Genomic DNA, 25252 nt, shown 5'->3' with positions numbered 1-25252 from the left:
CCGCCTCGGGGCCGAGCCCTCATGCCAACCGAACGGACATGCCCATGACCACGCGCAAGCTGCTTCTCCTGCCCGGCGACGGGATCGGCCCCGAGGCCATGGCCGAGGTCGAAAAGCTCATCGCCGCCATCAACGAGGAGGCCGGCGCGGGCTTCGAGAGCGAGCGGGCGCTCGTCGGCGGCAGCGCCTACGACGCGCATGGGGCGGCCATCTCCGACGCCGACATGACGCTGGCGATGGACGCGGACGCCGTGCTCTTCGGCGCCGTGGGCGGCCCGAAATGGGACGGCGTGCCCTACGAGTCGCGCCCCGAGGCCGGCCTCCTGCGCCTGCGCAAGGACATGGGGCTCTTCGCCAATCTGCGCCCCGCCATCTGCTATCCCGCGCTCGCCGAGGCCTCCTCGCTCAAGCGCGAGCTGGTGGACGGGCTCGACATCCTCATCCTGCGCGAGCTGACGGGCGGGGTCTATTTCGGCGAGCCGAAGGAGATCATCGATCTGGGCAACGGCCAGAAGCGCGGCGTGGACACCCAGGTCTACGAAACCTACGAGATCGAGCGCATCGCCCGCGCCGCCTTCGAGCTGGCGCGCACGCGCCGCGGCAAGGTCACGTCCATGGAAAAGCGCAACGTCATGAAGACGGGCGTCTTGTGGAACGAGGTCGTCACCGCCGTCCACGGGCGCGAATATCCCGACATCGCGCTCGACCACATGCTGGCGGACGCCGGCGGCATGAAGCTGGTGCAGAACCCCAAGCAGTTCGACGTCATCGTGACCGACAATCTCTTCGGCGACATGCTCTCCGACATCGCGGCCATGCTCACCGGCTCGCTCGGCATGTTGCCGTCCGCCTCGCTCGGCGCGCCGGACGAGGTCACTGGCAAGCGCCGCGCGCTCTACGAGCCGGTGCACGGCTCGGCGCCCGACATCGCCGGCCAGGGGCTGGCCAACCCCATCGCCATGATCGCCTCCTTCGCGATGATGCTGCGCTATTCCTTCGAGATGGTGGCCGAGGCCGACGCGCTGGAAGCGGCGATCGCGGCGATTCTGGACGCCGGCACGCGCACCGGCGACATCATGGCCCCCGGCTGCCGGCAGGTCGGCACCGCCGAGATGGGTGACGCCATCGTGGCGGCATTCCGCGAGAGGCTCGCCGCCTGAGGCGCCTCGGGCGCCGCGCATAAGGAAAAAAGGCCCCGGATCGCTCCGGGGCCTTTTCATTGTCGCGTCGGGCTCGCCGGTCAGTCGAGATTGTGGATGTCCACGTGGCGCGTGTCCTTCAGGAACAACATGCCGATCACGAAGGACATGGCCGCGATGATGACGGGATACCACAGGCCCGAATAGATGTTGCCCGTCGCCGCCACGATGGCGAAGGAGGTGGTGGGCAGGAAGCCGCCGAACCAGCCGTTGCCGATATGGTAGGGCAGCGACATGGAGGTGTAGCGGATGCGCGTGGGGAACAGCTCCACCAGATAGGCGGCGATGGGGCCGTAGACCATGGTCACGAGCAGGATGAGGAAGAACAGGATCGCGACCGTCGCGACATAGTTCACCTCGTCCGGGTTGGCGGCGGCCGGATAGCCCGCCGCGCGGATCGCATCGGTGGCGGCCGTGGAGAACTCGGCCGTGCGCGCCGTGCGCTCCTCGGCCGAGAGGGCGCCCCCCTCGAAGCTCTCGATGGTCACGTCGCCGATCTGCACCGTGGCGACAGAGCCGGCCGGCGCGGCGATGTTGTCGTAGTTCACCGCGTTTCGCGCGAGGAACGCCTTGGCGATGTCGCAGGACGAGGTGAAGGCGGAGGTGCCCACCGGGTTGAACTGGAACGAGCAGGTCGCCGGGTCGGCCGTGACGTGCACCGGGGCGCTCGCCTGGGCGCTGGCAAGCTGCGGATTCACCACCTGCGTCAGCATCTGGAAGGCGGGGAACAGCGTCACCACCGCCAGCCCCAGGCCCGCCATGATCACCGCCTTGCGCCCGATCCTGTCCGACAGGGCGCCGAAGATCAGGAAGAAGGGCGTGCCCAGGAGCAGCGCGATCGCCATCATGATGTTGGCGGTCGGCCCGTCCACCTTCAGCGTCTGCGTCAGGAAGAACAGCGCGTAGAACTGGCCCACATACCAGACCACGGCCTGCCCGGCGGTAAGGCCGAACAGCGCCAGAAGCACGATCTTGAGGTTGGGCCAGTTGGCGAAGGATTCCTTCAGCGGGCTCTTGGAGCCCTTGCCCTCCGCCTTCATCTTCTTGAACAGCGGGCTTTCGTTCAGCTTGGTGCGGATCCAGACCGAGATCGCCAGGAGGATGATCGAGATCAGGAACGGAATGCGCCAGCCCCAGGCCTGGAAGGCCTCTTCGCCCAGATAGGTGCGCGTGCCCAGGATGATGATGAGCGAGAGGAACAGGCCCATCGTCGCCGTGGTCTGGATCCAGGCGGTGAAGTAGCCGCGCTTGCCGTTGGGCGAGTGCTCGGCCACGTAGACGACCGCGCCGCCATATTCCCCGCCCAGCGCAAGGCCCTGCAGCAGGCGCAGGATGATCAGCAGCACCGGAGCGACGAAGCCGATCTGGTTGTAGGTGGGCAGGAGGCCGACGATGAAGGTCGACAGGCCCATGATGACGATGGTGATCAGGAACGTGTACTTGCGCCCCACCAGGTCGCCCAGGCGCCCGAACACCAGCGCGCCGAACGGGCGCACGGCAAAGCCCGCGGCGAAGGCGAGAAGGGCGAAGATGAAGCCCGCCGTCGGGTTCACGCCCGCGAAGAATTGCGCCGCGATGATCGCCGCCAGCGAACCGTACAGGTAAAAATCGTACCATTCGAAGACGGTGCCGAGGGAGGAGGCGATGATGACCTTCCTCTCCTCTTTCGTCATGCTGGTCTGCGAGCGCACGGACTGCGCCCCTGCATTGGTCTGTGTCACGAAATCTCCTCCCTTCGCCGGCCCTCCTGCGGCCCTCCAGCCGCGTGGCGAAACAAGACGACGCTATCCCTTTTTCATCGAATGTAAATACCGTGTTCCTTTACGGGGAAGACCAGACTAGATTTGAACTTGCTTGCCGATCATTGCGCGATGCATCGCTTGCGCGCGGGCGATGAACGGGCGGGGGCGCAACCTCCCGTCGAATGGCGCGTTGTACCCTGTGAAAACCCTGTTTCGGAGGCCCGACCATGATCCGTTCCATCCTCAAGGCCGTGTTCGTCGGCTGGGTGACCAAGAAGATTCTCAATCGCGGCGAGCGCGGCGGCGCACCCCGCCGGCGCGGCTGAGGCCGCCTCGCGCGCGCCGGTTCGGCGATTGACAAGACGCACCGCTGCGCTCATAGGAAACGCATGATCCTGCGCTCCACGACCAAAACCGCGATTATCTGACGCCTTCGTCCCGCACTCCCCCGGGACGGGGTTGGAGGTGCTGGACAAAGGTCTCGCGGGGAGCTCAAGGACGGTCAATCACAATGGGCTACAAGATCGCTGTCGTGGGCGCGACCGGCAATGTCGGGCGCGAAATGCTTTCCATCCTCGACGAGCGCGGCTTCCCCGCCGACGAGGTGGTGGCGCTCGCCTCGCGGCGCAGCCAGGGCACGGAGGTCTCCTTCGGCGACAGGACGCTGAAGGTGAAGGCGCTGGAAAGCTACGACTGGGCGGGCACGGACATCTGCCTGATGTCGGCCGGCGGCTCGGTCGCCAAGGATTGGGCACCGAAGATCGCAGCGCAGGGCGTCGTCGTCATCGATAATTCCTCCGCCTTCCGCTACGATTCCGACGTGCCGCTGATCGTGCCGGAGGTGAACGCGGACGCCGTGTCCGGCTTCACCCGCCGCAACATCATCGCCAACCCCAACTGCTCGACGGCCCAGCTCGTGGTGGCGCTCAAGCCCCTGCACGACAAGGCCACCATCAAGCGCGTCGTCGTCTCCACCTACCAGTCGGTCTCCGGCGCGGGCAAGGACGGCATGGACGAGCTGTTCGAGCAGTCGCGCGCCGTCTTCGTGGCGGACCCCACCACCAACAGGAAGTTCACCAAGCGTATCGCCTTCAACGTCATCCCCCATATCGACGTCTTCATGGAGGACGGCTCCACCAAGGAGGAGTGGAAGGTGATGGCCGAGACCAAGAAGATGCTGGACCCGAAGATCAAGGTGACGTGCACGGCCGTGCGCGTACCCGTCTTCATCGGCCATTCGGAGGCGGTGAACATCGAGTTCGAGAACCCGATCACAGCGGAGGAGGCGCGGGCCATCCTGCGCGAGGCGCCGGGATGCCTCGTCATCGACAAGCACGAGGATGGCGGCTACGTGACGCCGATCGAGAGCGCGGGCGAGGATGCCACCTACATCTCGCGCATCCGCGAGGACCAGACGCTGGAGAACGGGCTCAATTTGTGGGTCGTGGCCGACAATCTGCGCAAGGGCGCGGCGCTGAACGCGGTGCAGATCGCCGAGCTTCTCGTCAACCGGCGCCTGCTGCAGAACCGCAAGGCCGCCTGAGCGCCCTGCCCCCGATACTGGAAAGGCCGCCTGAAAAGGCGGCCTTTTTCATGGGCGTCGCCGGTTCGCAACAGTCGGGGCGGTTTGCGCCCGGCCGCCCCCATTCCGCCCACTAACGGTCCTAAAGGCCGATTTCGCGGCGATCGGCTGCTTTTTAATCAAAGTTGAACCATAAGGGGCCCAGCCTCTTTGCAATCGTCCTGTCCTCGGAGCGCCTTCATGAAGAAAACCATCGCCGCCTCAGCCTCTCTGGCCATTCTCGCCGGCTGCACCACCAGCAATCCCTATACGGGTGAGCAGCAGATTTCGAGGGCGGCCGCCGGCACCGGCATCGGCGCGGGCGTCGGCGCGCTCGGCGGCTATCTCGTGGGCGAGGTGGCGGGCGTGGACCGCGGCCGCGCCGCGCTTCTGGGCGCGGGCATCGGCGCGCTGAGCGGCGGCGGCATCGGCGTCTACATGGACCGGCAGGAGGCCGACCTCCGCGCCCAGCTCCAGGGCACGGGCGTCTCGGTCACGCGCGTCGGCGACCGCATCGTGCTCAACATGCCCTCCAACATCACCTTCGCCACCGACCAGGACCAGGTCCGTTCCGAGTTCTACCCGACCCTCACCTCGGTCGCGATCGTCCTCAACAAGTACGACCAGTCCATCGTGGATGTCGTGGGCCACACCGACAATGTCGGCTCGGCGCAGTACAATTTCGGCCTCTCCCAGCGCCGCGCCTCCAGCGTCGCGGGCTTCCTCCAGAACCAGGGCGTCAACGGCCGCCGCCTGAACGTGCAGGGCCAGGGCCTTTCGCAGCCCGTCGCCTCCAACGCCACCGAGCAGGGCCGCGCGCAGAACCGCCGCGTCGAAATCTCGATCTCGCCGCTTCAGGCCGGCTGAGGCCGGGCGGCCCTGAAACGAGAAAAAGGGGGAGCGGCCCGGGCCGCTCCCCCTTTTTCATGCCCGCAATCGCCCTCAGTTGGTCACTGAGAGCATCGGGTTGCGAGACTGGCGGAAGGCCGCCCAGGCGCTCCACACGAGCAGGAGGGCCGTCACGGCCAGAACCGTGCCCGAGATCGGCCGCTCGAGGAAGGTCATGAGATTGCCGCGCGAGATCAGCATGGCGCGGCGGAAATGCTCCTCCATCAGCGGCCCCAGCACGAAGCCGAGCAGGAGCGGCGCCGCCGAGAACTGCAACAGCCGCAGCCCATAGCCCAGCGCCCCGAAGAACAGCACCAGCCAGACGTCGAAGGCGTTGTTGTTCACCGTGTACACGCCGATGCAGATGAACATCAGCACCGCCGGGTAGAGCAGGTGGTAGGGGATCAGCAGCAGCCGCACCCAGAGCCCGATCAGCGGCACATTGAGCACGACCAGCAGGAGGTTGCCGATCCAGAAGCTCATCACCAGGCCCCAGAAGAGGCTGGCCTGCTCGGTCATGAGCTGTGGCCCGGGCGTGATGCCATGGATGATGAGCGCGCCCAGCATCAGGGCCATGGTGGGGCTGCCGGGAATGCCCAGCGCCAAAGTGGGGATGAACGAGGTCTGGTCGGCGGCGTTGTTGGCCGATTCCGGCGCCATGATCCCCTCGATGGCCCCCTTGCCGAAGCGCGAGCGGTCCTTCGCCACCCGCTTCTCCACGGCATAGGCCATGAAGGCGGCGACGGAGGGGCCCGTGCCCGGCAGGGTGCCGAAGAAGGAGCCGAGCCCCGTTCCGCGCAGCATCGGCCCGATGGAGCGGCGCAGATCGTCCCGCGTCGGCTTCATCGCGCGCAAGGTCACGCTCTTGCGGTCGATGCGCGCCACGCCCACCTGCCGGACGCCGACGATGATCTCGGAGATGCCGAACAGCCCCATGGCCAGAGCGACGAGGCTGATGCCGTCGGCCAGTTCCAGCATTCCGAAGGTGAAGCGCGCCTGGCCCGTATAAAGGTCCATGCCCACGGTGCCGAAGGCGATGCCGAGCACCACCATGGCCAGCCCCTTGATGGCGGAACCGTCCGAGATGGTCGAGGCCGCCACGAGGCCGAGCACCATCAGCGAGAAATAGTCTGCCGAACCGAAGGACAGGGCGTAGGAGGCGATGGTGGGCGCGAAGAGCATCATCAGCACGATGCCGATGGAGCCGCCGACGAAGGAGGCGACCGTCGTCATCAGCAGCGCCACGCCTCCCCGCCCCTGGCGCGTCATCGGATAGCCGTCGAGGCACGTCACCGCATTGGCGGGCGTGCCGGGAATGTTCAGGAGGATGGAGGCGGTGTTCCCACCATAGCTGGTGCCGTACCAGATGCCGGCCAGCATGATCAGCGCGGCCGTGGGGTCGAGATGGAAGGTGATCGGGAAGAGCATCGAGATCGCCGCCAGGGCCCCGAGCCCGGGAATGACGCCGATCACCGTGCCGAGGAAGACGCCGACAAAGCAATAGAAGAGGTTGGAAGCCGACAGGGCGGTGTTGAGGCCGAGCGCGATATTCCCGGTAAGCGTGCCGAAGACGTCCATCAGTGCGGCCACCGGACCATGGCGAGCGGCAGGCCGAGCCCGACGCGGAAGATCAGATAGGCGAGCAGGGACAGGAAGACGATCGACCCGACGAGCGCGACGGGCCGGAACCTCGTTTCCGCGAGCATTGCCACGAAGACCAGTGCCGCGATGGCCGGTAGGAGGCCGTAGGGCCGGATCGTCAGCGCGAAGGCGCCCACGCTCGCCAGCACCGCGAGGGTGGGGCGGATCTCCACCGCATCGAGCGTTCCCTGCCGGAAGAAGGCCGGAATCATGATGGCCAGACCGAAGCCGGCCAGAAGCACGCCCACAGCCATGGGAAACAGGCCCGGCCCCATGCGGCGCACGGTGCCAAGGTCCAGCGCCGTTGAGGCCTGCCAGGCGATCAACGCCCCCGTGAGCAGAAGAAGCCCTCCGCCTATGATATCGCGATAGTCCCTTTGGTACATGCCCAGATCACCTCCCATGGCCGAACCCCCTCAGGAAACATGATCCGGCGCGATTTGGAAGATAGAGGATTCATGTATCTTGCATGTTCGCGTGCCATAGTGCGGCAGAGATGCGTTCCACACCACCTTCGCCACGCCCCTCTCCGGGAGATCATGGAACGCGACGCAGGGACAGCACACGTTCCTGCCCCGACTTGCGACAACGCACTGCACAACGCGGCCGCCTCGCCGATCAAGATGGCGCCCCACCCAATCCCTCCCGAGCCGCACCGCATAGGGCCGGCAACGCCTCACCCCGCCTCGCATTAGCTCACCAAGGACGGCCAGCAACGCGTCCTCACCGCAGTGCTCGCGCTCGGGCTCCCGGATGGGCTCCTACGCCCTGCGGAAGGGGGCCGCCCACGACGTCGCATCGCAGGACCTTCGCGAAGCAGACCATGCCGGGCGTCCGATCGTCTCGCGACGCGGCGTGGACAATGATCCGGCCGGGCGTTCGACGATCACAGGGGTATCGGCAAATCGGACGGCGAGTCGATGTCGTACATCCCACGAGCTGCCTTCACGTTGAATGTCGAGGACAGCGGACGGACGTCAACCAGCTCCCATGCCAGCCAGCCCTCTTCGAAAGAGCTGCCGCAAGCTGCGACCATATCGTCCGGCACGAATGGGCGAACATTCGCAACGCGGACGAGAGCGACGGCTATGCCCGCATCGTCTTCCTCCCCATCGTTTCGAAGGAAACGGCGGTTCTCGACGATCAACAAGTCCTCATCGGCATGCAGGTTGGGTTTCCAACGCCGCACTTCCAGCGTCTTGTCGCCGGATGCAATGCGACTGCCACCGGGCGCTACGATCGACAGGGCTTTCATAACCCTCTATTTCACACGGGCCGCACTCAACGGCAACCGTAGTCATTGGCTGCCACAACGTGCGTCTCATCATGGAACTGTTTCGACACAGGATCGGCGCGCTGTCTCAACGCTGCTTGGGGAGAGCCGGGCTATTGCTGGCTTCGGCTTTAAGAATGCGTTGTTGTTTTGACGGGGTTGTGGGCGCGGTGCTTGCGGCGGCTTCGTTCTGGCGGCGCGGAATGATGGCGGACGTTTCAGGCGCGTTGGCCTGGGCCGGCACCTCGTGCCCTGCCCCCTGTATGCCCGTCATCGCGCTCACATGTAAGCGCGATGACGTGGCCTGTGCAGCCAGACTCGACGGCTGTGGGTGCCGCCAGGGCATGAGGTGTTCGATGTAGGATTTGGGGTGCCCGTCGAGGACGGCGGAGGGTTTCGACAAGATAGTCGACGGGGGTCACGCCGGACATCTTGCAGGTAGCAACGAGCGAAGCGAGCATGGCCCAGTTCTCGGCGCCGACCTCGTTGCCGGCGAAGAGGGCGTTCTTCCGCGTCAGCGTGATCGGGCGGATCTGGTTCTCGACCGGGTTGGTGTCGAGCTCGAGGGTGCCGTCGTCGAGGAAGCGGATTAGCCCGGGCCAGTGCGCGAGGGTTTAGCGGAAAAACGCTGCTGGCCAGCGAGCGAGATCGACCCGACGTCAAGAAGGCGCGCCAGGAATGGACGGCTGGGCGGCAACCGAGGGTGCGGCTTGAACCGCATAGGCTGGTCTTCATTGACGAGTCCGGCACGACCACGAAGATGACATGCCACTACGGCCGCTGCCCAGGGGCGAGCGGCTGCGCTCCAAAGCGCCGTTCGGTCACTGGAAGACCCAGACCTTCATCGCCGGCCTCAGATGCTTCGGGCTCACCGCACCTGTCGTGGTGGATCGGCCGATGAACCGGCGCGTCTCCGAGGCTTATGTCGAGACCCAACTTTCCCCGACACTGTCTGCGGGCGACGTCGTCATCCTCGACAATCTCGCCGCTCACACGAGCCCGAAGGCCCAAGCGGCTATCAAGGCGCGCGGCGCATGGATGCTGTTCCTGCCGCCATATAGTCCCGATCTCGACCCCATCGAGATGGCCTTCGCCAAACTCAAGGCACATCTGCGGGCCGGAGCCATCCGAACAATCGACGCCCTATGGCAGGCAATCGGAGACATCTGCGATCTCTTCTCTCCCACGGAATGTCAAAACTACTTCAAAGCTGTTGGATATGCACCAACTTGAAAGTGCGAGGCTCCAGAACCGTCCGATTGCAGCCGCGCCCGGAGGCGCCGGCGGGGGGATCATTCGATCTGCGTATCCTCCAGCGAGAAGCCGGACTGGAATGTCAGGAAGGCCGGCATGTTGACGAAGCCCGATACGGATTCGCTCACCGCATAGCTCTGGTCGCGCCAGTTCAGGAAAATGATCGGCGCGAGCTCCAGCGCGCGGTCGACGAAGCGGGAATAGATCTCGGCGCGCTCGTCCGCGTCCACCGTCGCCCGGCCCTCGTCCAGCAGCGCGTCGATCTCGGGATCGGAGAAATAGGGCGCGTTCGTGGTGCGCACCAGGTTCTCGCCGCCGTAGTAGAACTGGCTCAGCCAGTCGGGGTCGGTGATCTCGCCCACCGTGCCCATGATGGCGAAGTCGTAGTCCGCGGTGGTGACCTTGGCCATCCGGTTGGTCCAGTCCGGCATGTCGAGGGTGACGGTGATGCCGATCTTGGCCAGCTCCGATTGCACCGCGATCGCGGTGTTCTGGTGGAAGCTGTATTGCGACGTCGAGACCAGTCGCGCGGTGAACCCATCCGGATAGCCTGCCTCGGCCAGCAGCTCGCGGGCGAGATCGTAGTCGAGGGTATAGAAATCGGCCTTTTCCGGATCGTAGCCCGGGTAGCCCTCGGGGATCGCGAGGCCGTAGTTCGGCGCGCCGAGGCCGTCGAAGGCGGTGGCCACGATCACGCTGCGATCCACCGCATGGGCGACGGCGCGGCGCACCTCGGGATGGCTGAACGGCTCGAAGGAGGTGTTGAACTGCAGCCCCATGAAGGGGCCGTAGGTGCTTTCCAGCCGCATGTCGGAGCTGGCCTCGACGCTCGCCATGTCGCGCGCGGGGACATATTCGACGATGTCCACGTCCCCCGTGCGGATCGCGTTCATCCGCGTGTTCTCGTCGGTGTAGAACTGGTAGACGACTTCGTCCAGATAGGGCTTGCCCTCCTTGTAGTAGTCGTCGAACCGCTCGATCACCAGCTCCTCCCCCCGCGCCCATTCAACGAAGCGGAAGGGCCCGGCGCCGACCGGCGCGGCGCTGGCGATGTTGTCGAGGTTCTCCTCCAGCCAGGCAGCGGGCAGGATCACCGCCTCGGGCAGCGCCAGATAGTGGAGGAAGGAGACCGAGGGCCGGTTGAGCGTGATCACCACGGTGCGATCGTCCGGCGTCTCGATGCTGTCGACGATCTCGAACTGGCTGCGCAGCGAGGCGGCACTGCCGGGCGCCATGATCCGGTCGAAGGTGGCCTTGACGTCGGCCGATGTCACCGGGCTGCCGTCGTGGAAGAAGGCCTCGCGCAAGTGGAAGGTCAGGGTCTGCGCATCGGGCGCCACCTCGTAGCTTTCGGCCAGTTCCTGCGAGAGCTCCCCGTCGGTGCCGTAGTTCAACAGCCCCCGGTGGATGGCGAGCTTCACCGTGCGGAAGGCGGTGCCGGCCTGGATATGCGCGTCCATCGTCGGCGGCTCGGCCGACAGCCCGAAATAGAGCGTGCCCCCGTCGGCCAGCGCGGGGCCGGCCATGCCCATCAGCACCGTCGTTGCGGCGAGTATGATCTGTCTCATCTTTTCATCCCCTGTCGTTGTCATTCGTCATGGCGCGGCGCATGGGTCAGTCACGCCGCAGGCGCGGGTCGAAATGGTCGCGCAGGCTGTCGCCGATGATGTTGATCGCGAGCACGGTGATGGCGAGGAAGATCGCGGGCCAGACCAGATACATCGGGTTCTGCGAGAGATAGGATTGCGCGGTGCCGATCATCTGCCCCCAGGAGGGCGTCGGCGGCACGATCCCGAGCCCGAGGAAGGAGAGCCCCGATTCCAGCAGGATCGCCTCGGCCATGGTCAGTGTCGCCTGCACCATCAGCACGGACAGGATGTTCGGCAGAATGCCGGTGAAGACGATGCGCGGGACGCGGGCGCCCATCAGTTGCTCGGCCTGGATATAGTCCTGCCGCGCGACCTGCAGCGTCACCGACTGCGCGATCCGGGCGAATTGCGGCGCGTAGACCACGCCGATCACCACCGTCAGGCTGAGGATGCCGCTCTGCCAGAAACCGACGGCCAAGAGCGCGAAGAGGATCGGCGGGAAGCACAGAAGAATGTCCACGCCGCGCATTACCAGCGTGCCGAGCCATCCGGTGGAGTAGCCGCCGATGATCCCCAGCGCCGTGCCGAGGATGGCGGCCAGCACGGTGGCGCCGGTTGCCACCACGATGGTCGGCCGGATTCCGTAGAGCAGCCGCGACAGGATGTCCCGGCCGAATTCGTCGGTGCCCAGAAGATAGGCGGCCGACGAGCCCTGGTTGATCGCCTGCGCGTTGATCAGCAGCGGGTCGTGCGGCGCGATCATCGGCCCGAAGGCGGCGGCGAGGAGAATACAGGCGAGGATCGCAAGGCTCGCGATCACCGCGGGACGTGAGCGGAAATGTCGGATCATCTCAGCGCCTCCGCCGCACGCGCGGGTCGAGCAGCGTATAGATCAGCTCGACGGCCAGGTTGATCAGGATATAGACGCCCGCGATGGTCAGGATCGCGCCCTGCACCAGCGGGTAGTTGCGGCTCTGCACCGCCTCGACCAGCACGGTGGAAAGGCCCGGCCAGTTGAACATCGCCTCCACCAGCACGGTCCCGCCCATCAAGTTGCCCAGTTGCAGGCCGATGATGGTGACGATGGGGATCGCCGCGTTGCGCAGCACATGGCGCCAGATGATCCGCCGCTCTGGCGTGCCCTTGGCGCGCAGCGTGCGCACGAAGTCGCGGTCGAGGATGTCGAGGACGGAGGAGCGCGTCATCCGCGTGATCGAGGCCGAAAGGCCGAAGCCCAGCGTCAGCGCGGGCAGGATCAGCCGGCGGAAATGCTCGGCCGGGTTGCGGTCGATCCGCATGTAGCCCGAGGAGGGCAGCCAGTCGAGCTGGAGCGCGAAGAGCAGGATCAGCATCGCGCCGAGGATGTAGACCGGGACCGAGATCCCCACCGTCGAGACGGAGGTCAGCACGACATCCAGCCGCTTGCCGCGGTTCAGCGCCGCGGCGATGCCCAGCGGCACGCCGATCAGCGTGGCGACGATCACGGCGGCCACGGCCAGCTCCAGCGTCCGGGGCAGGTTGGCGCGGATCGTGTCGATCACCGGGTATCCGTCGCGCACCGAGCGGCCGAAATCGCCCTGCAGCACGCCGCCCAGCCAGCTTGCATATTGCGTCAGAACCGGCTGATCGAGCCCCAGCCTCGCCCGCATGGCGGCCACCGCCTCGGGCGTCGGGTTGCTCTCGGCACCGAGCAGCAGGATCACCGGATCGCCGGGCATGACATACATGATGGAGAAGACGAAGGTCGCGATCACGAAGAGCTGGATCGCGGCGATGCCCAGTTTGCGCAGGACGATCCACAGGATCATGCCGGCATCCCCGACGGCACTGCTACATGCATCTGCGGCACGGCCTCCAGAAGCGTGCGCGTATACGCCTGCTGCGGCGCGGCGAAGATCCGGTCCGCGGGCCCGTATTCCACGATCCGGCCGGCGCGCATGACGGCGACGGTGTCCGAGATGTGCTCGACCACGGCGAGATCGTGCGAGATGAACAGATAGGTCAGGTCGAACTCTTGCTGCAGATCCTTCAGGAGGTTGATCACCTGCGCCTGCACCGAGACATCCAGCGCCGACACCGCCTCGTCGCAGACCAGCAGCAGCGGGTTCAGCGCAAGCGCACGGGCGATGGCGATCCGCTGGCGCTGGCCACCGGAAAAGGCATGCGGATATTTGTGCAGCGACGCGGCGGGCAGGCCCACCGCATCGATCAGCCGTGCGGTGGTCCTGCCCGCTTCGTTCGCGCGGCCGTGGATGATCAGCGGCGCGGAGACGATCTCGGCCACCGTCTGGCGAGGATTGAGCGAGGCATAGGGGTTCTGGAACACCAGCGCGATATCGCGGCGCACATCGCGAAGTCGGTTGGCGTCCAGTTTCGTCAGATCCTCGCCGTTGAACCAGACCTCCCCCTTGTCGGCCTTCTGCATCTGCAGGATCAGCCGCGACAGCGTGGTCTTGCCGCAGCCCGATTCCCCCACGAGGCCCAGCGTCGTGCGCGGTGCGATCGACAGGCTGACGGCACCGACGGCCCGGAACTCGCGCGCGGGGGCGAAGGGGCCGGCCTTCAGGCGGTAGGTCTTGGACAGCCCCTCGACCCGCAGCACCGGCGGCAGGTCGGCGGCGGGCGCGGCCTTGCGCGCCGCCGATGGACGCGGCGGCGCATCCGCGTCGCCGATGGTCCGCAGCCGGTCGCGGCGCTGGCCGATCGTCGGCATGGCGCCGATCAGCGCACGGGTGTAATCGCTGGTCGGCCGCGCGAAAATCTCGGGCGTCGAGGCCTCCTCGACCTTGTCGCCCCGATACATCACGACCACCCGGTCGGCGACCTGGAAGACGACGCCAAGGTCATGGGTGATCAGCAGGATCGCGGCGCCCACGTCGCGGTTGAGATCGCGCAGGATGTCGAGCACCTGTTTCTGCACCGTCACGTCCAGCGCGGTGGTGGGCTCGTCGGCGATGATGACATCGGGCTCGCAGGCGACCGCGATGGCGATCATCACCCGCTGGCACTGGCCGCCCGACAGCTCATGCGGATAGGCGCGCATCGCGCGCGCCGGATCGGGCAGTTGCAGCCGCTCCAGCAGCGCGAGAGCGCGCCGCCGCGCGGCCGTGCGGCCCACATTCTCGTGCATCAGGATGGCATCCATGATCTGGTCGCCGCAGGTGAAGACCGGATCGAGCGAGGCCATGGGATCCTGGAACACCATCGAGATGCGGTTGCCGCGCAAGCGCCGCATCGCCTCGGGGCCGAGCGTGCTGACCGGATTTCCATCCAGCGTGACGCGCCCGGAGGTGATCACGGCATTGGCCGGCAAAAGGCCCAGGATGGCGAGCGACAAAAGCGTCTTGCCCGAGCCGCTCTCGCCCACCAGGCCCACGATCTCGCCGGCCCCGATTTCCATGGACATGTCGTTGACGGTGGGGCGCAGGCCCTCCGGGGTATGGAAGGCGATCGAAAGATTCTCGACCGTCAGCATGGCGTTCGGCGGTCCGGCAGGCAGGAGATATGATAGAATACGTTCAAACCGTCCATCCTTTCCCACGGCAGGAACCGGATCTCAGCACAAGATACCTGTGCTGCAGCGTATGGGTGACGATATTTGAGAGTATCGGGTGACAATCTCTGCGATCTGTCAAGGAAATAGCTGGAACGCGTCACAGCACCGGCAGAACGGATCAGACTTTTGCGCAAATAATATCTTATTGCACAACATATTTGCAGTAGATGCTTTTGCATTGCGCAGATAGCGGGATTGAATGCAAACATTCGATCGATCTCTATCATCGCTCTTGCAAAATCTACCATGTCGGGCAGATTTGATTTGGCAGCATCCTGCCATGTCTCATTCAAGGATACGCCCGATGCCTCCCGGCGAGACTGCTCCAGTCATCCTGATTTCCGGCGCGAACCGCGGCATCGGCGCTGCCGTGGCGCGCGAGATGCGCGCCCGCGGCTGGCGCCTCAGTCTCGGCGCCAGGGATATCGCCGCGCTCGAAGCGCTCTTCGGACCGCAGGGCGAGGATCTGGCCTTTCACCGGTTCGATGCGCTCGACCCCGCATCGGCGCAGGCCTGGGTCGCGGGCACGGCCGACCGCTTCGGGCGGATCGACGCATTGGTCAACAATGCCGGATCGAACGAGAAGGTGAAGATCACCGACGACAACGATGCCGCTCTGGACCGCCTCTGGGCGGTCAACGTCAAGGCGCCGCTGCGGCTGACGCGCCTGTGCCTGCCGTATCTGGAGGCGACCGGTCGTGGCCGGATCGTCAACGTGGCCTCACTGTCCGGCAAACGCGTGCGCAACGAATGGGTCGGCTACAACATGACCAAATTCGCGCTGATGGGCCTGACCCACACCACCCGTCATGTCGCCTGGGAAAAAGGCGTGCGGGCCACCGCCATCTGCCCGAGCTTCGTGCGCACCGACATGACGCGCAACGTGACCAAGGTCTCCCGCGACGAGATGATCCCGCCGGAGACCATGGCCGAGTTGATCCGCACGGTGATCGAACTGCCGAACAGCGCCGCGATGGCCGAGATGCTGGTCAATTGCCGTCTGGAGGACATGCTCTGATGTCCCGCATCGCCCCCGATCCGGTGCCGTCGGGCCCATTGCCCGCCGCGGTGGACGTGGTGGTGATCGGCGGCGGGATCGTGGGCGTCTCGACAGCGCTCTTTCTGGCGCAGAAGGGTGTCAGCGTCGCTCTGTGCGAGAAGGGGCTGATCGGCGCGGAGCAGTCGGGCCGCAACTGGGGCTGGGTGCGCCAGATGGGCCGCGACCCGGCCGAGATCCCGCTGGCGGTGCAGAGCCTTGCGATCTGGCGCGGGCTGAACGCACGGGTCGGGGCGGAGACCGGCTATCGCCAGACCGGGATCAGCTATCTCTGCCGGACCGAGGCCGAAATGGCCGAATACAGCGCCTGGCTGGACCATGCCCGCGACCACGGGATCGACACGCGGATGCTGGATCGCGCGGCGCTGGCGGATCTTCTGCCCGGCATCTCGGGCGAGTTCATCGGCGGGCTTCACACCGCCTCGGACGGGCGGGCCGAGCCGCTGCAGGCAGCCGCCGCCATCGCGCGGGCGGCGGCTGCGGCGGGGGCGCATATCGTCACCGCCTGCGCGGTGCGCGGGATCGAGCGCGCGGCCGGCGCCGTCTCCGGCGTGGTGACGGAACACGGGCCCGTCCGCTGCAGCACCGTGGTGCTGGCGGGGGGCGCCTGGTCGCGGCTGTTCGCCGGCAATCTCGGCATCGACCTGCCAATGCTGAAGGTGCTGGGCTCCGTCGCGAGGATTTCGGGCGTGGCGGGCGTGGCGGGCGTGCCGGACATGCCGGTGGGCGCCGACAACTTCTCGTTTCGCCGCCGCCTCGACGGCGGTTTCTCCATCGCGCTGCGCAACGTCAACGTGGTGCCCGTGGTGCCCGACAGCTTCCGGCTCTTCACCGATTTCGCGCCCTCCTTGATCCGCAACTGGAAGGAGCTGCGGATCCGGATCGGCAAGCGCTTCCTCGACGAATTGCGGATGCCGCGCCGCTGGGCGCTGGACCGGGTGACGCCGTTCGAGCGGATGCGCGTGCTGGACCCGGTGCCGGAGGACCGCTTTCTGAAGGATGCTCTGGTGCATCTCCAACGCGGGTTTCCCGCCTTCGCGGGCGCCCGCATCACCCAGAGCTGGGGCGGGCTGATCGACACGACGCCCGATGCCGTGCCGGTGATGGACAGGGTTCCCGGCATCCCGGGCTTCTACATCGCCGGGGGCTTTTCGGGGCATGGCTTCGGTATCGGCCCCGGCTCGGGACAGATGATGGCGCAGATGGTCACGGGGGAAACCCCGCTGGTCGATCCCGCGCCGTTCCGGCTGGGGCGGTTCCGCAGGCAGGCGGCGCATCGTGCGCGGGAGCGGCAGATCGTCGGACAGGCGTGAGACGGACATTCCGGAACAACGGGGAACGCGAAGAATGGCCTGGAGAATTGGCGTCGATTCCGGTGGCACCTTCACCGATGTCTGCATGTTCGAGGACGAGACGGGGCGGCTCGACATCTGGAAGGTGCCCTCCACCCCCTCCGACCCGTCGATGGGCATCGCCGAGGGCGTACGCCAGGGGCTGGAGACGGTGGGGGCCAAAGCTGCCGAGGTGAGCTTTCTCGGCCACGGCACCACGGTCGCGACCAATGCGCTCATCGAGCTCAAGGGCGTGCGCACCGGGCTGATCGTCACCGACGGGTTCCGCGACCTTCTGGAGATCGGCCGCCAGAAGCGCCCGAGCCTTTACGACATGAACGCCGAGAAGCCCGAGCCGCTGGTCTCCCGCGACCTGCGGATGGAGGTCAAGGGGCGGCTCAACTCGGACGGCGCCGAGGATGCGGCGCTCGACGAGGCCGCGGTGCGCGCCGCCGTGCGCCGCATGGCCGCCGGGGAGGTCAAGGCCATCGCCATCTGCTTCATCTACGGCTTTCTGAACACCGCCCATGAAAAGCGCGTGCTGGAGATCGTGGCCGAGGAATGCCCCGACGTCTTCGTCTCGGCCTCGCATCAGGTGGCGCCGGAGTTCCGCGAATACGAGCGGATGTCCACGACGGTGGTCAACGCCTATCTGGGCCCGATCATGCAGCGCTACATCCGGCGGCTGGACGGCCGGCTGACGGATCTCGGCCTGACCGTCGCGCCGCAGTTGACGCAGTCGAACGGCGGCGTCATCGGCTTCGCCACCGCCGCCGGCCTGCCGGTGCGGACCTTGCTGTCCGGCCCCTCCACCGGCGTCGTCGCGGCGCAGGCGATCGGGCGGATGGCGGGCTTTCCGGACGTCATCACCTTCGACGTGGGCGGCACCTCCTCGGACGTGGCGCTGCTCCTGGGCGGCAGTTGCGGGCTGACCGGAGAGGCCTCGGTCCACGGCTACCCGATCAAGGCCCCGATGCTCGATATCCACACGGTGGGCGCGGGCGGCGGCTCGATCGCCTATGTCGACAGCGGCGGGCTCCTGAAGGTGGGGCCGCAGAGCGCCGGGGCCGATCCCGGGCCGGTCTGCTACGGGCGCGGCAGCACCGAGCCGACGGTGACGGATGCCAATATCGTGCTGCAGACGCTGAACCCGGTCGAGATCCTGGGCGGGCGGATGAAGGTGCGCCGCGATCTGGCGGTCGAGGCGGTGCAGCGGCTCGCCGACCGGCTGGGACTGGGGCTGATGGGGACGGCGCAGGGAATCGTCTCGGTCGTCACCGCCAACATCGCCAAGGCGATCCGGGTGATCTCCGTCCAGCGCGGCTACGACCCCCGCGACTATGCGCTGATGGCCTTCGGCGGCGCGGGGCCGCTGCATGCGGCGCGGCTGGCGCAGGCGCTGGACATGAAGCACATCCTCGTGCCGCTGACGCCCGGCACGCTTTGCGCCATGGGACTTCTGCTCACCGACCTGCGCGCGGATTTCGCCGTCAGCCGTCTGACGGAGCTCGTCCCCGCCGCGATCCCGGCGGTGCGGGACGCGTTCGCCGAGCTGGATGCGCAGGCACGGGAGTGGTTCGAGCGCGACGGCATCGCCCCAGACCGCCGCATGCTCGCCCGCACGGTGGACATGCGCTACGTGGGCCAGAACTACGAGCTTTCGATCCCCGCTCCCGCAGGGCCGATCAGCGAGGCGACGCTGGAGGCGCTGGCCGAAGGCTTCGCCGCCGCGCACCGCCAGCGCTTCGGATTCGTGGCCGAGGGCGAGACGGTGCAGATCGTGACGCTGCGGGTCGAGGCGACCGGGCTGGTGGCCAAGGCCCGGTTCCGACCGCAGCCGGACGCGGGGCCCGACGCTTCGGGCGCCATCCTCGCACGCCGCCCGGTCTGGCTGGCCGAGGCCGGCGATTTCGTCGACTGCCCCGTCTATGCCCGCAGCGGGCTGAAGCCCGGCCACAGCTTCACCGGCCCGGCCATCGTCGAGCAGATGGATGCGACGACCGTGGTCCTGCCCGGCATGACGGCGCGGGTCGATGCCTATCTGAACCTCGTCCTGGAGGCCGCAGCATGACCCGCACGCTGACGAAGGAGGCCGTCGCCGTCGATCCGATCACGGTCGAGGTGATCGGATCGGCCCTCGCCTCGATCACCGAGGAGATGGGCGAGGCGCTGGTCCGCGCCAGCTACTCGACCAACATCAAGGAGCGCCGCGACTGCTCGACCGCGCTCTTCGACCATCGCGGCACGACGCTCTGCCAGGCCGAGCACATCCCGATGCATCTGGGCAGCTTCCTCGGCGCCATCCCCCATATCCTCAAGCGCTTCCCGCTGGAGACGATCCGCCCCGGCGATGTCTTCATCGGCAACGACGCCTACGAGGGCGGCGGCACCCATCTGCCGGACATCGTGCTGACGGAGCCGATCTTCCACGAAGGCACGCTGGTCGCCTGGGCGATCAATACCGCGCACCATTCGGACTTCGCCGACCGGGGCAATGCCCATATCTTTCAGGAAGGACTGCGCATCCCGCCCGTGCGGCTCTATGCCGAGGGCGTGCTGCGGAAGGATATCCAGGAGCTGATCCTGCTCAACTGCCAAGTCCCGCACGAGCGGCTGTCGGACCTGCGGGCGCAGATGTCGGCCAACCGGCTGGGCGTGCAGCGCATGATCGCGCTCTGCGAGAAATACGGCACCGCGCAGGTGATGGCCGCCGGCGAGGCCCTGCAGGACTATGCCGAGCGCAAGATGCGCGCCGGCATCGCCGCGATCCCGGACGGCAGCTACAGCTTCACCGACAGCTTCGATTCGGTGCAGATGGAGGGCAGCGTCGAATTGGGCCTGACGATCACCGTGAGAGGCGACGAGATGGCGCTCGACTTTCAGGCTCCGCCGCAGATGCGCAACGCGCTGAACGTCATCTACACCGCGCTGCTGGCCGCCTGCTACTACGCGGTCAAGGCCGTGGTGGACCCGACCGTCCTGCCGAACGCGGGCCTCGCGCGGCCGCTGACGGTGACGGCGCCCGAAGGCTCGCTTCTGAACGCCGTCCTGCCGGCGGCGGTGAACTCGCGCCTCTCCGCCTGCCAGCGGGTCTGCGACATGGTGATGGGGGCTTTGGCGCAGGCGCTGCCGGGCAGGGTGATGGCGGCGGGCAACGGCTCCTGCGCCTCGGCCACCTTCAGCGGACGGCGACCGGACGGAGAGCCTTGGGTCTATCTGGAAACCATCGGCGGCGGTGGCGGCGCGCGCCCGGCCGCGGACGGGCTGTCGGGAATCCACGTCCACATGACCAACACCTCGAACCTGCCGGTGGAGGCGCTGGAGATCGAATATCCGCTGACCCTGCTGCGCTACGAGCTGGTGCGGGATTCCGCCGGCGCCGGCGCAATGCGCGGCGGCATGGGCCTGCGCCGGACCTACCGGATCGAGGCCGACTGCATGCTGGCGGTCGAGGCCTCGCGCGTGCTGTCGCGGCCCTGGGGGCTGGAAGGCGGCGGGCCGGCGACATGTTCGGTGATCCGGCGAAACGGCATCGTGCTCGACGGCCGCAACACCGCCCTCACGCCGGGCGACATCGTTGAGATCGTGACCGCCGGCGGCGGCGGCTACGGAGCGCCGGCAGCACGCAGCCCCGCCGGGATCGCCCGCGATCTGCGGGAAGAGCGCATCACCCCCGATTTCGCCCGCGCCGCCTATGGCACCGCCTGAGCGAGGCGGAACGACCAAGTGCGCTTCATGTCCGACGACCCGACCGAACAGGCGCGCCGGCGGACGCGGGCGACACGCCGGACATCGAAATCGGCCTTTGACGCGGAGCGTACGGGGGCATCTGCATCTCGTCCTCGCCTACCTCCCGCGCTAGGTTTCGGAAGCCGGGGTCTGCAAAGGGAGTGCCGATGTGAACGACATGCCGCGGCGCGAGTCCGCCGCCATCTTTCCTGGCGACATGATCCCGGATGAGCGCCAGCAGCATCTGCTGCAATGGTTCGACACCAATATCGGCGGGTCGAACCAGGAATTGGCGCGGATCTTCAACACCTCGGTCTCCACCATCCGGCGCGATCTGGACGCGCTGGCGGCGCGGGGGCTGGTACGGCGCACCCATGGCGGCGCCGTGGGCCTGCGCCGGCGCACCACGGCGGAGCCCTCCGCCCAGGCCGCCAGCATGACGGCGGTCGAGGAAAAGCAGGCTATCGCACGCGAGGCCGCGAAACGGCTGGAGCCCGAACAGAGCATCCTTCTGGATACCGGCTCCACCATCGTCCATCTCGCACATGCGATCGCCGATCTGGCGGTGCCGCTGACGGTGGTGACGAACGACATCCAGATTGCCGGGATTCTCGCCGGCCGCTCGCATATCAAACTGGTGATGCCGGGAGGCACCTGCCGCTATCGCGCCTACAGCCTGATGGGCGAGCCGGGGCTTTCCTTCCTGCGGCAGATCCGCTGCGACAGGTTTTTCCTGTCGGCGCAGGCGCTCGACGGGGAATGCGCCTCGGAAACCTCCCTGGAACTGGTGAACCTGAAGCGCGCGATGCTGGCCGCGGCGCGGGCCAGCACCCTGCTGATCGATTCCAGCCGGATTCCGGCTCGCGCGATCTACCGGCTGGCGCCGCTCGACGAGCTGAACGAGATCATCACCGACGACGGCTTTCCCGAAGCCGAGGCCGCGACCTTCCGAGACCAGGGAATCGCCTTCACCAGGGCGCAGGTGGCCGATTAGCAGGACTTGAGCACGCCGCAGCCGCACCATCGCCCGCCGTGGCATCCGCAAAGGCTCTCCATCGGTCATGAGGATGGCCTGCCGCCGGGTGCAATCGGGCGGAACGCGGATGACGCGCCCCGCCCCGGCTTCGCCCCGCTCAGGCCGGGAACCCTTTCGCGACATGATCGCGGATGAAGCCCGCTCCGATGTCGGACAGCCGTGCGACCAGCGCCTTGCCCGTCTCGGCGGAGGAATGCACCGGATCGCCGCCCCAGACGCCGTCCGGGGATGCCTCGATCGCCTCCAGCGGCGCCTGCAGCTTGGCCCCGGCATATTTCACTGCCGCATAGCCCGCGCATTCCAGCCCCATCGCCATCTGCCCGGCCGGCGGCGCCTTGCGCAGGTCGGGCCGGAACAGGCCGGGATAGTAGTGCAGCCCCACCGAGGTCAGCGGATCGCCCCCATGGCCGGAGGATTTCGCCGCCTTCTCGGGGCCGAGAATGTCCTTCAGCAGTTCGTAGCTGATCTGCCACAGATACATCGAAGCGACGAACATGCCGGTGTCGCGCCGCCATTTCTGCGTCACCTCGTTGATCGCCGAGACATTGCCGCCATGGCCGTTGATCACCAGCAGTTTCGTCAGCCCATGCCGCGAAAGGCAGCGGAACATGTCGTCCAGAACCGCGACCAGCGTTGCCTGACCGATGGCGATGCCGCCATGGGACGAGCCGAAGTAATCCTCGCCGCCGAACGGGATGACGGGGGCGACGAAGGTCGGCACGCCCTCGGCGCGCGCCTTGCGCGCGATGTCGAGCGCCACCGCCTCGGCGGCGAGATAATCGCCCATCGGCGCATGGGTGCCCTGGTCCTCCAGCGAGCCCATCGGCAGGAGGATCACCGCCTCGCCGTTCAGGTACTGGCGCGATTCCTCGCTGGTCAGCTCTGCGATCTTGAGTTTCTCGGTCAGTGTCGCGGTATCGGGCATGGAGGGTCTTTCCGGTTCGAGGGTGGAAATCTTGCGAGCCGGGCCGATCAGCCCGGCTCCGCCATGTCGGGGAGCGCCGGATCGGGCGCCGGCGCGCGGTCCGGCCAGAAGCGCACACCGGGCCGCGCCAGCCCGCCGCCGAGCGCCGCGACCGTGCCGTCGGCGCGCCAGCAGGCCGCGCCGGTCATCGTGCCGTCCGGCTCGAAGGCGATCGCGTTCATCCCGCCGCCGATATGGGGCATCACGCGGATCCGATGGCCCATCGATTCCAGCGCCTGCTGCTGCGGCGCCAGGGCCTGCTCGATCTCGACCTCCTGGCCTTCAGTCCAGATGCGCGGCGCCTCGACCGCCTCCTGAAGGCTCATGCCGTGGTCGATCAGGTTGACGATCGCCTGCATGGCCGAGGGAAAGATGCGCAGGCCTCCCGGAAGGCCGAGCGCGAAGACCGGCCGGCCCTCGCGCAGCACCATGAGCGGCGCCATCGAGGTGGGAACCCTCTTGCCAGGCACCACCGACAGGGCGCGGCCGGGATGCGGGTCGAAATTGCTCATGTAGTTGTTGAGGATGATGCCGGTGCCGGGCACCATCACGCGCGCGCCGAACAGCCCGTTGATCGTATGGGTGGCCGAGACGATGTTGCCGTCGCGATCCGCCACGGTGACATGGGTGGTGTCGCGGCTTTCATGCCCCGGCGCGGGCGGCAGGGCGCTGGCAAGCCCGATCCGGGCGCGGCATTCGGCGGCGTAGCTCCTGGACGTCAGCCGCTCCACCGGCACGTCGACGAAATCGGGATCGCCCGAATGGGCGCGCCGGTCGGCAAAGGCGATGCGGATCACCTCGGCCAGGAGATGCAGCGACCCCGGCGTGCCGAAGCCCATTCCGGCCACGTCATAGGCTTCCAGCATGTTCAGCATCTGCGCCACATGCACGCCCGAGGATGCGGGCGGCGGCGGGCCGACCACCTCGAACCCGCGATAGCGCCCCACGATGGGGCGGCGCTCGACGGGCCGGTAATCGGCCAGGTCCTGCTCGCTCACCCAGCCCGCATCGGGGCCGCCGGTGCGCATCCGCGCCGCCAGCGCCGCACCGAGCGCGCCGCCATGCAGCGCCGCCGCGCCCTCGGCCTGGATCAGGCGCAGGCTTTCGGCATAATCGCCCATCACCAGCCGCTCTCCCGCCGCGACAGGGCGCCCGCCGGGCAGCAGGAGGCGCGCCATCTCGGGGTCCGTGGCGATATCGGCCTGTCCGTCATGGACCGAGCCGGCCAGATAATGGGTCACGGTAAAGCCCCGCGCCGCCAGACGGATCGCGGGCTCCACCACATCCGCGAAGGGAAGCCGCCCGAAACGGGCCTGCATGTCGCACCAGCCGGCCAGGTTGCCCGGCACAGCGACGGAGGAAGCGCCGATGATGTTGCGCCGGCCCTCTGCCTCCATGTATCGCGCGGGCTCCTCCGACACCGGCCGGTAGATATCGGGATGCATCCCGGCCGCCGCCGTGGACAGGGCGTCGATCACGAGATGGCGCCCGTCGGCCAGTCGCAGATGCGACAGCCCCCCGCCCGCGATCCCCACCATCATGGGCTCGACCACCGTCAGCGCCAGCAGCGCCGCCACCGCCGCATCGACGGCATTGCCGCCTGCCGTCAGCATCTCCAACCCCGCCGCGGAGCCCAGCGGATGGTTGGTTACGACCACCCCGCCCGCACCGCTGGCGGGCACCTTCTCGCAGGCGAAGGGAAGAGGCAGGCAGACAGGCTCGGTCATCTCGTGTCTTTCCGTTCCCTGCGCGCCTCAGGCGAGCTTCGCCAGCACCTTTGCCGAGGCGCCGGTCAGATCGCCGAGCTTCGCCTCGCCCCGCCGCACCTGGTCCTCGCGCCCCTTGCCGGCCGTCTGGCGCGCGATGGCGGCCCTGGCCTCGGCCGCCACCTCGTCGGGCGACAGCACGACGACGCCGCTTTCGTCCGCAAGCACCGCATCGCCCGGCATCACCACCGTATTGCCGCAGGACACAGGGATGTTGATCGCCCCGCCGATATCGTAGAGCCGCGTGGTGATCGGCGAGAGGCCGCGGCACCACATCGGGAAATCGGATTGCTCGATCTCCTCCAGATCGGTGCAGGGACCGTCCACCACCGCGCCGACGGCGCCGGCGGCCTTGGCTCCCACGGTCACGCCGCCGCCCCAGCAGGCGAACCGGTCGTCATGCAGCCGGTCGACGATCACGAAATCGCCCGGCCGCAGCAGGCCCAGAAGATGGTGCAAGAGGGTCGAATCCGGCCCCGGAATGGCGATCGTCACCGCCGTGCCCACCACGCGGCGGCGCGGCAGCAGCGGCTGGATCGCGCGGTTCATGAAACCGAACTGCCGCCAGTGGCCGAGCGTCGCGGTTTCGACCTGCGACAGCAGTTCCAGATCGGCGGCTGCGATCTGCGTCGGCATCGGATTGATCTTGTAGGTCATGGGATAGGG

The 25252-nt window shown here is 67.3% G+C and carries 19 protein-coding genes and 2 pseudogenes; 9 read left to right on the top strand and 12 right to left on the bottom strand.

Features of this window, described 5'->3' with window-relative positions; genetic code table 11:
- Positions 1-44 precede the first annotated feature (44 nt).
- The gene (gene leuB, locus J7654_RS05505; RefSeq protein WP_209738887.1) at positions 45-1160 is read left to right on the top strand and encodes a 3-isopropylmalate dehydrogenase; all 1116 of its coding nucleotides are present in this window, start codon (positions 45-47) and stop codon (positions 1158-1160) included.
- 80 nt (positions 1161-1240) lie between these two features.
- On the opposite strand, the gene J7654_RS05500 is transcribed toward leuB, so the two are convergent.
- The gene (locus J7654_RS05500; protein WP_209740246.1) at positions 1241-2872 is read right to left on the bottom strand and encodes an MFS transporter; all 1632 of its coding nucleotides are present in this window, start codon (positions 2870-2872) and stop codon (positions 1241-1243) included.
- A 580-nt stretch (positions 2873-3452) separates the two neighbouring features.
- Between J7654_RS05500 and J7654_RS05495 the strand changes: the two genes are divergently transcribed.
- Positions 3453-4484 (top strand): aspartate-semialdehyde dehydrogenase, encoded by a 1032-nt coding sequence (locus tag J7654_RS05495; protein ID WP_209738886.1) that lies wholly within the window; start codon positions 3453-3455, stop codon positions 4482-4484.
- Positions 4485-4703: 219 nt separating this feature from the next.
- Positions 4704-5369 (top strand): YiaD family glycine zipper/OmpA-like lipoprotein, encoded by a 666-nt coding sequence (locus J7654_RS05490; protein WP_209738885.1) that lies wholly within the window; start codon positions 4704-4706, stop codon positions 5367-5369.
- Positions 5370-5444: 75 nt separating this feature from the next.
- Here J7654_RS05490 and J7654_RS05485 read toward each other — a convergent pair whose 3' ends face one another.
- The 4 genes and pseudogenes from J7654_RS05485 to J7654_RS05470 all read right to left on the bottom strand — a co-directional run.
- The gene (locus J7654_RS05485) at positions 5445-6968 is read right to left on the bottom strand and encodes a tripartite tricarboxylate transporter permease (RefSeq protein WP_209738882.1); all 1524 of its coding nucleotides are present in this window, start codon (positions 6966-6968) and stop codon (positions 5445-5447) included.
- Positions 6968-7417, bottom strand: a complete 450-nt coding sequence (locus tag J7654_RS05480; protein WP_209738879.1) for a tripartite tricarboxylate transporter TctB family protein — start codon at positions 7415-7417, stop codon at positions 6968-6970. Before J7654_RS05480 ends, J7654_RS05485 begins: the two co-directional genes overlap by 1 nt.
- A gap of 500 nt (positions 7418-7917) precedes the next feature.
- A complete protein-coding gene (locus J7654_RS05475; protein ID WP_209738876.1) occupies positions 7918-8286 on the bottom strand; it encodes an ASCH domain-containing protein in 369 nt (122 codons plus the stop codon).
- A 355-nt stretch (positions 8287-8641) separates the two neighbouring features.
- A pseudogene (locus tag J7654_RS05470) lies at positions 8642-8915 on the bottom strand (IS66 family transposase); the annotation flags it as partial.
- An 11-nt stretch (positions 8916-8926) separates the two neighbouring features.
- Here J7654_RS05470 and J7654_RS05465 point away from each other — a divergent pair.
- Positions 8927-9537 (top strand): annotated as a pseudogene (locus J7654_RS05465) (IS630 family transposase); the annotation flags it as partial.
- A gap of 59 nt (positions 9538-9596) precedes the next feature.
- On the opposite strand, the gene J7654_RS05460 reads toward J7654_RS05465, so the two are convergent.
- From J7654_RS05460 to J7654_RS05445, 4 genes are read right to left on the bottom strand one after another with little or no spacing between them, the layout of a single operon-like run.
- Positions 9597-11126 carry an ABC transporter substrate-binding protein gene (locus J7654_RS05460; protein ID WP_209738874.1) on the bottom strand — a complete coding sequence of 510 codons (1530 nt, stop codon included), beginning with the start codon at positions 11124-11126 and terminating at the stop codon, positions 9597-9599.
- Positions 11127-11172: 46 nt separating this feature from the next.
- Positions 11173-11997 (bottom strand): ABC transporter permease, encoded by an 825-nt coding sequence (locus tag J7654_RS05455; protein WP_209738872.1) that lies wholly within the window; start codon positions 11995-11997, stop codon positions 11173-11175.
- A 1-nt stretch (position 11998) separates the two neighbouring features.
- Positions 11999-12955: an ABC transporter permease gene (locus J7654_RS05450; protein ID WP_209738871.1), complete on the bottom strand. Its 957-nt coding sequence runs from the start codon at positions 12953-12955 to the stop codon at positions 11999-12001.
- Positions 12952-14688, bottom strand: coding sequence for a dipeptide ABC transporter ATP-binding protein (locus J7654_RS05445; protein ID WP_245195664.1), 1737 nt, complete (start codon positions 14686-14688; stop codon positions 12952-12954). Before J7654_RS05445 ends, J7654_RS05450 begins: the two co-directional genes overlap by 4 nt.
- 319 nt (positions 14689-15007) lie before the next feature.
- Between J7654_RS05445 and J7654_RS05440 the strand changes: the two genes are divergently transcribed.
- The 5 genes from J7654_RS05440 (at position 15008) to J7654_RS05420 (ending at position 21814) form a co-directional block, all read left to right on the top strand.
- Positions 15008-15721, top strand: coding sequence for an SDR family NAD(P)-dependent oxidoreductase (locus J7654_RS05440; RefSeq protein WP_209738870.1), 714 nt, complete (start codon positions 15008-15010; stop codon positions 15719-15721).
- Positions 15721-17073, top strand: coding sequence for an NAD(P)/FAD-dependent oxidoreductase (locus J7654_RS05435; RefSeq protein WP_209738869.1), 1353 nt, complete (start codon positions 15721-15723; stop codon positions 17071-17073). The genes J7654_RS05440 and J7654_RS05435 overlap by 1 nt, the downstream gene beginning before the upstream one ends.
- Positions 17074-17107: 34 nt before the next feature.
- Entirely contained in the window at positions 17108-19162 is a 2055-nt protein-coding gene (locus tag J7654_RS05430; protein ID WP_209738868.1) for a hydantoinase/oxoprolinase family protein, read from the top strand.
- A complete protein-coding gene (locus J7654_RS05425) occupies positions 19159-20799 on the top strand; it encodes a hydantoinase B/oxoprolinase family protein (RefSeq protein WP_209738867.1) in 1641 nt (546 codons plus the stop codon). Before J7654_RS05430 ends, J7654_RS05425 begins: the two co-directional genes overlap by 4 nt.
- 199 nt (positions 20800-20998) lie before the next feature.
- Positions 20999-21814, top strand: coding sequence for a DeoR/GlpR family DNA-binding transcription regulator (locus J7654_RS05420; RefSeq protein WP_245195744.1), 816 nt, complete (start codon positions 20999-21001; stop codon positions 21812-21814).
- 139 nt (positions 21815-21953) lie between these two features.
- On the opposite strand, the gene J7654_RS05415 is transcribed toward J7654_RS05420, so the two are convergent.
- Genes J7654_RS05415 through J7654_RS05405 form a run of 3 tightly spaced genes read right to left on the bottom strand, consistent with a single transcriptional unit; the run spans position 21954 to position 25243 of the window.
- Entirely contained in the window at positions 21954-22781 is an 828-nt protein-coding gene (locus J7654_RS05415; protein ID WP_209738865.1) for a creatininase family protein, read from the bottom strand.
- Positions 22782-22828: 47 nt separating this feature from the next.
- Entirely contained in the window at positions 22829-24547 is a 1719-nt protein-coding gene (ggt, locus tag J7654_RS05410) for a gamma-glutamyltransferase (RefSeq protein ID WP_209738863.1), read from the bottom strand.
- 27 nt (positions 24548-24574) lie between these two features.
- Complete coding sequence (locus J7654_RS05405; RefSeq protein ID WP_209738861.1) at positions 24575-25243, bottom strand: RraA family protein; 669 nt, start codon at positions 25241-25243, stop codon at positions 24575-24577.
- Positions 25244-25252 lie beyond the last annotated feature (9 nt).

The sequence above is a fragment of the Aureimonas populi genome, from assembly GCF_017815515.1.
Taxonomy (GTDB): domain Bacteria; phylum Pseudomonadota; class Alphaproteobacteria; order Rhizobiales; family Rhizobiaceae; genus Aureimonas; species Aureimonas populi.
This window is presented reverse-complemented; position numbering and strand designations above follow the sequence as displayed.

Excerpts from the sequence above, each read along its gene's own strand:
- J7654_RS05460 (WP_209738874.1), bottom strand. The coding sequence starts at position 11,126 with ATGAGACAGATCATACTCGCCGCAACGACGGTGCTGATGGGCATGGCC.
- leuB (WP_209738887.1), top strand. The coding sequence starts at position 45 with ATGACCACGCGCAAGCTGCTTCTCCTGCCCGGCGACGGGATCGGCCCC.
- J7654_RS05425 (WP_209738867.1), top strand. The coding sequence starts at position 19,159 with ATGACCCGCACGCTGACGAAGGAGGCCGTCGCCGTCGATCCGATCACG.
- J7654_RS05420 (WP_245195744.1), top strand. The coding sequence starts at position 20,999 with ATGCCGCGGCGCGAGTCCGCCGCCATCTTTCCTGGCGACATGATCCCG.
- J7654_RS05415 (WP_209738865.1), bottom strand. The coding sequence starts at position 22,781 with ATGCCCGATACCGCGACACTGACCGAGAAACTCAAGATCGCAGAGCTG.
- J7654_RS05475 (WP_209738876.1), bottom strand. The coding sequence starts at position 8,286 with ATGAAAGCCCTGTCGATCGTAGCGCCCGGTGGCAGTCGCATTGCATCC.
- J7654_RS05495 (WP_209738886.1), top strand. The coding sequence starts at position 3,453 with ATGGGCTACAAGATCGCTGTCGTGGGCGCGACCGGCAATGTCGGGCGC.
- J7654_RS05480 (WP_209738879.1), bottom strand. The coding sequence starts at position 7,417 with ATGTACCAAAGGGACTATCGCGATATCATAGGCGGAGGGCTTCTTCTG.
- J7654_RS05450 (WP_209738871.1), bottom strand. The coding sequence starts at position 12,955 with ATGATCCTGTGGATCGTCCTGCGCAAACTGGGCATCGCCGCGATCCAG.
- J7654_RS05405 (WP_209738861.1), bottom strand. The coding sequence starts at position 25,243 with ATGACCTACAAGATCAATCCGATGCCGACGCAGATCGCAGCCGCCGAT.
- J7654_RS05440 (WP_209738870.1), top strand. The coding sequence starts at position 15,008 with ATGCCTCCCGGCGAGACTGCTCCAGTCATCCTGATTTCCGGCGCGAAC.
- J7654_RS05490 (WP_209738885.1), top strand. The coding sequence starts at position 4,704 with ATGAAGAAAACCATCGCCGCCTCAGCCTCTCTGGCCATTCTCGCCGGC.
- J7654_RS05500 (WP_209740246.1), bottom strand. The coding sequence starts at position 2,872 with ATGACGAAAGAGGAGAGGAAGGTCATCATCGCCTCCTCCCTCGGCACC.
- J7654_RS05430 (WP_209738868.1), top strand. The coding sequence starts at position 17,108 with ATGGCCTGGAGAATTGGCGTCGATTCCGGTGGCACCTTCACCGATGTC.
- ggt (WP_209738863.1), bottom strand. The coding sequence starts at position 24,547 with ATGACCGAGCCTGTCTGCCTGCCTCTTCCCTTCGCCTGCGAGAAGGTG.
- J7654_RS05455 (WP_209738872.1), bottom strand. The coding sequence starts at position 11,997 with ATGATCCGACATTTCCGCTCACGTCCCGCGGTGATCGCGAGCCTTGCG.
- J7654_RS05485 (WP_209738882.1), bottom strand. The coding sequence starts at position 6,968 with ATGGACGTCTTCGGCACGCTTACCGGGAATATCGCGCTCGGCCTCAAC.
- J7654_RS05435 (WP_209738869.1), top strand. The coding sequence starts at position 15,721 with ATGTCCCGCATCGCCCCCGATCCGGTGCCGTCGGGCCCATTGCCCGCC.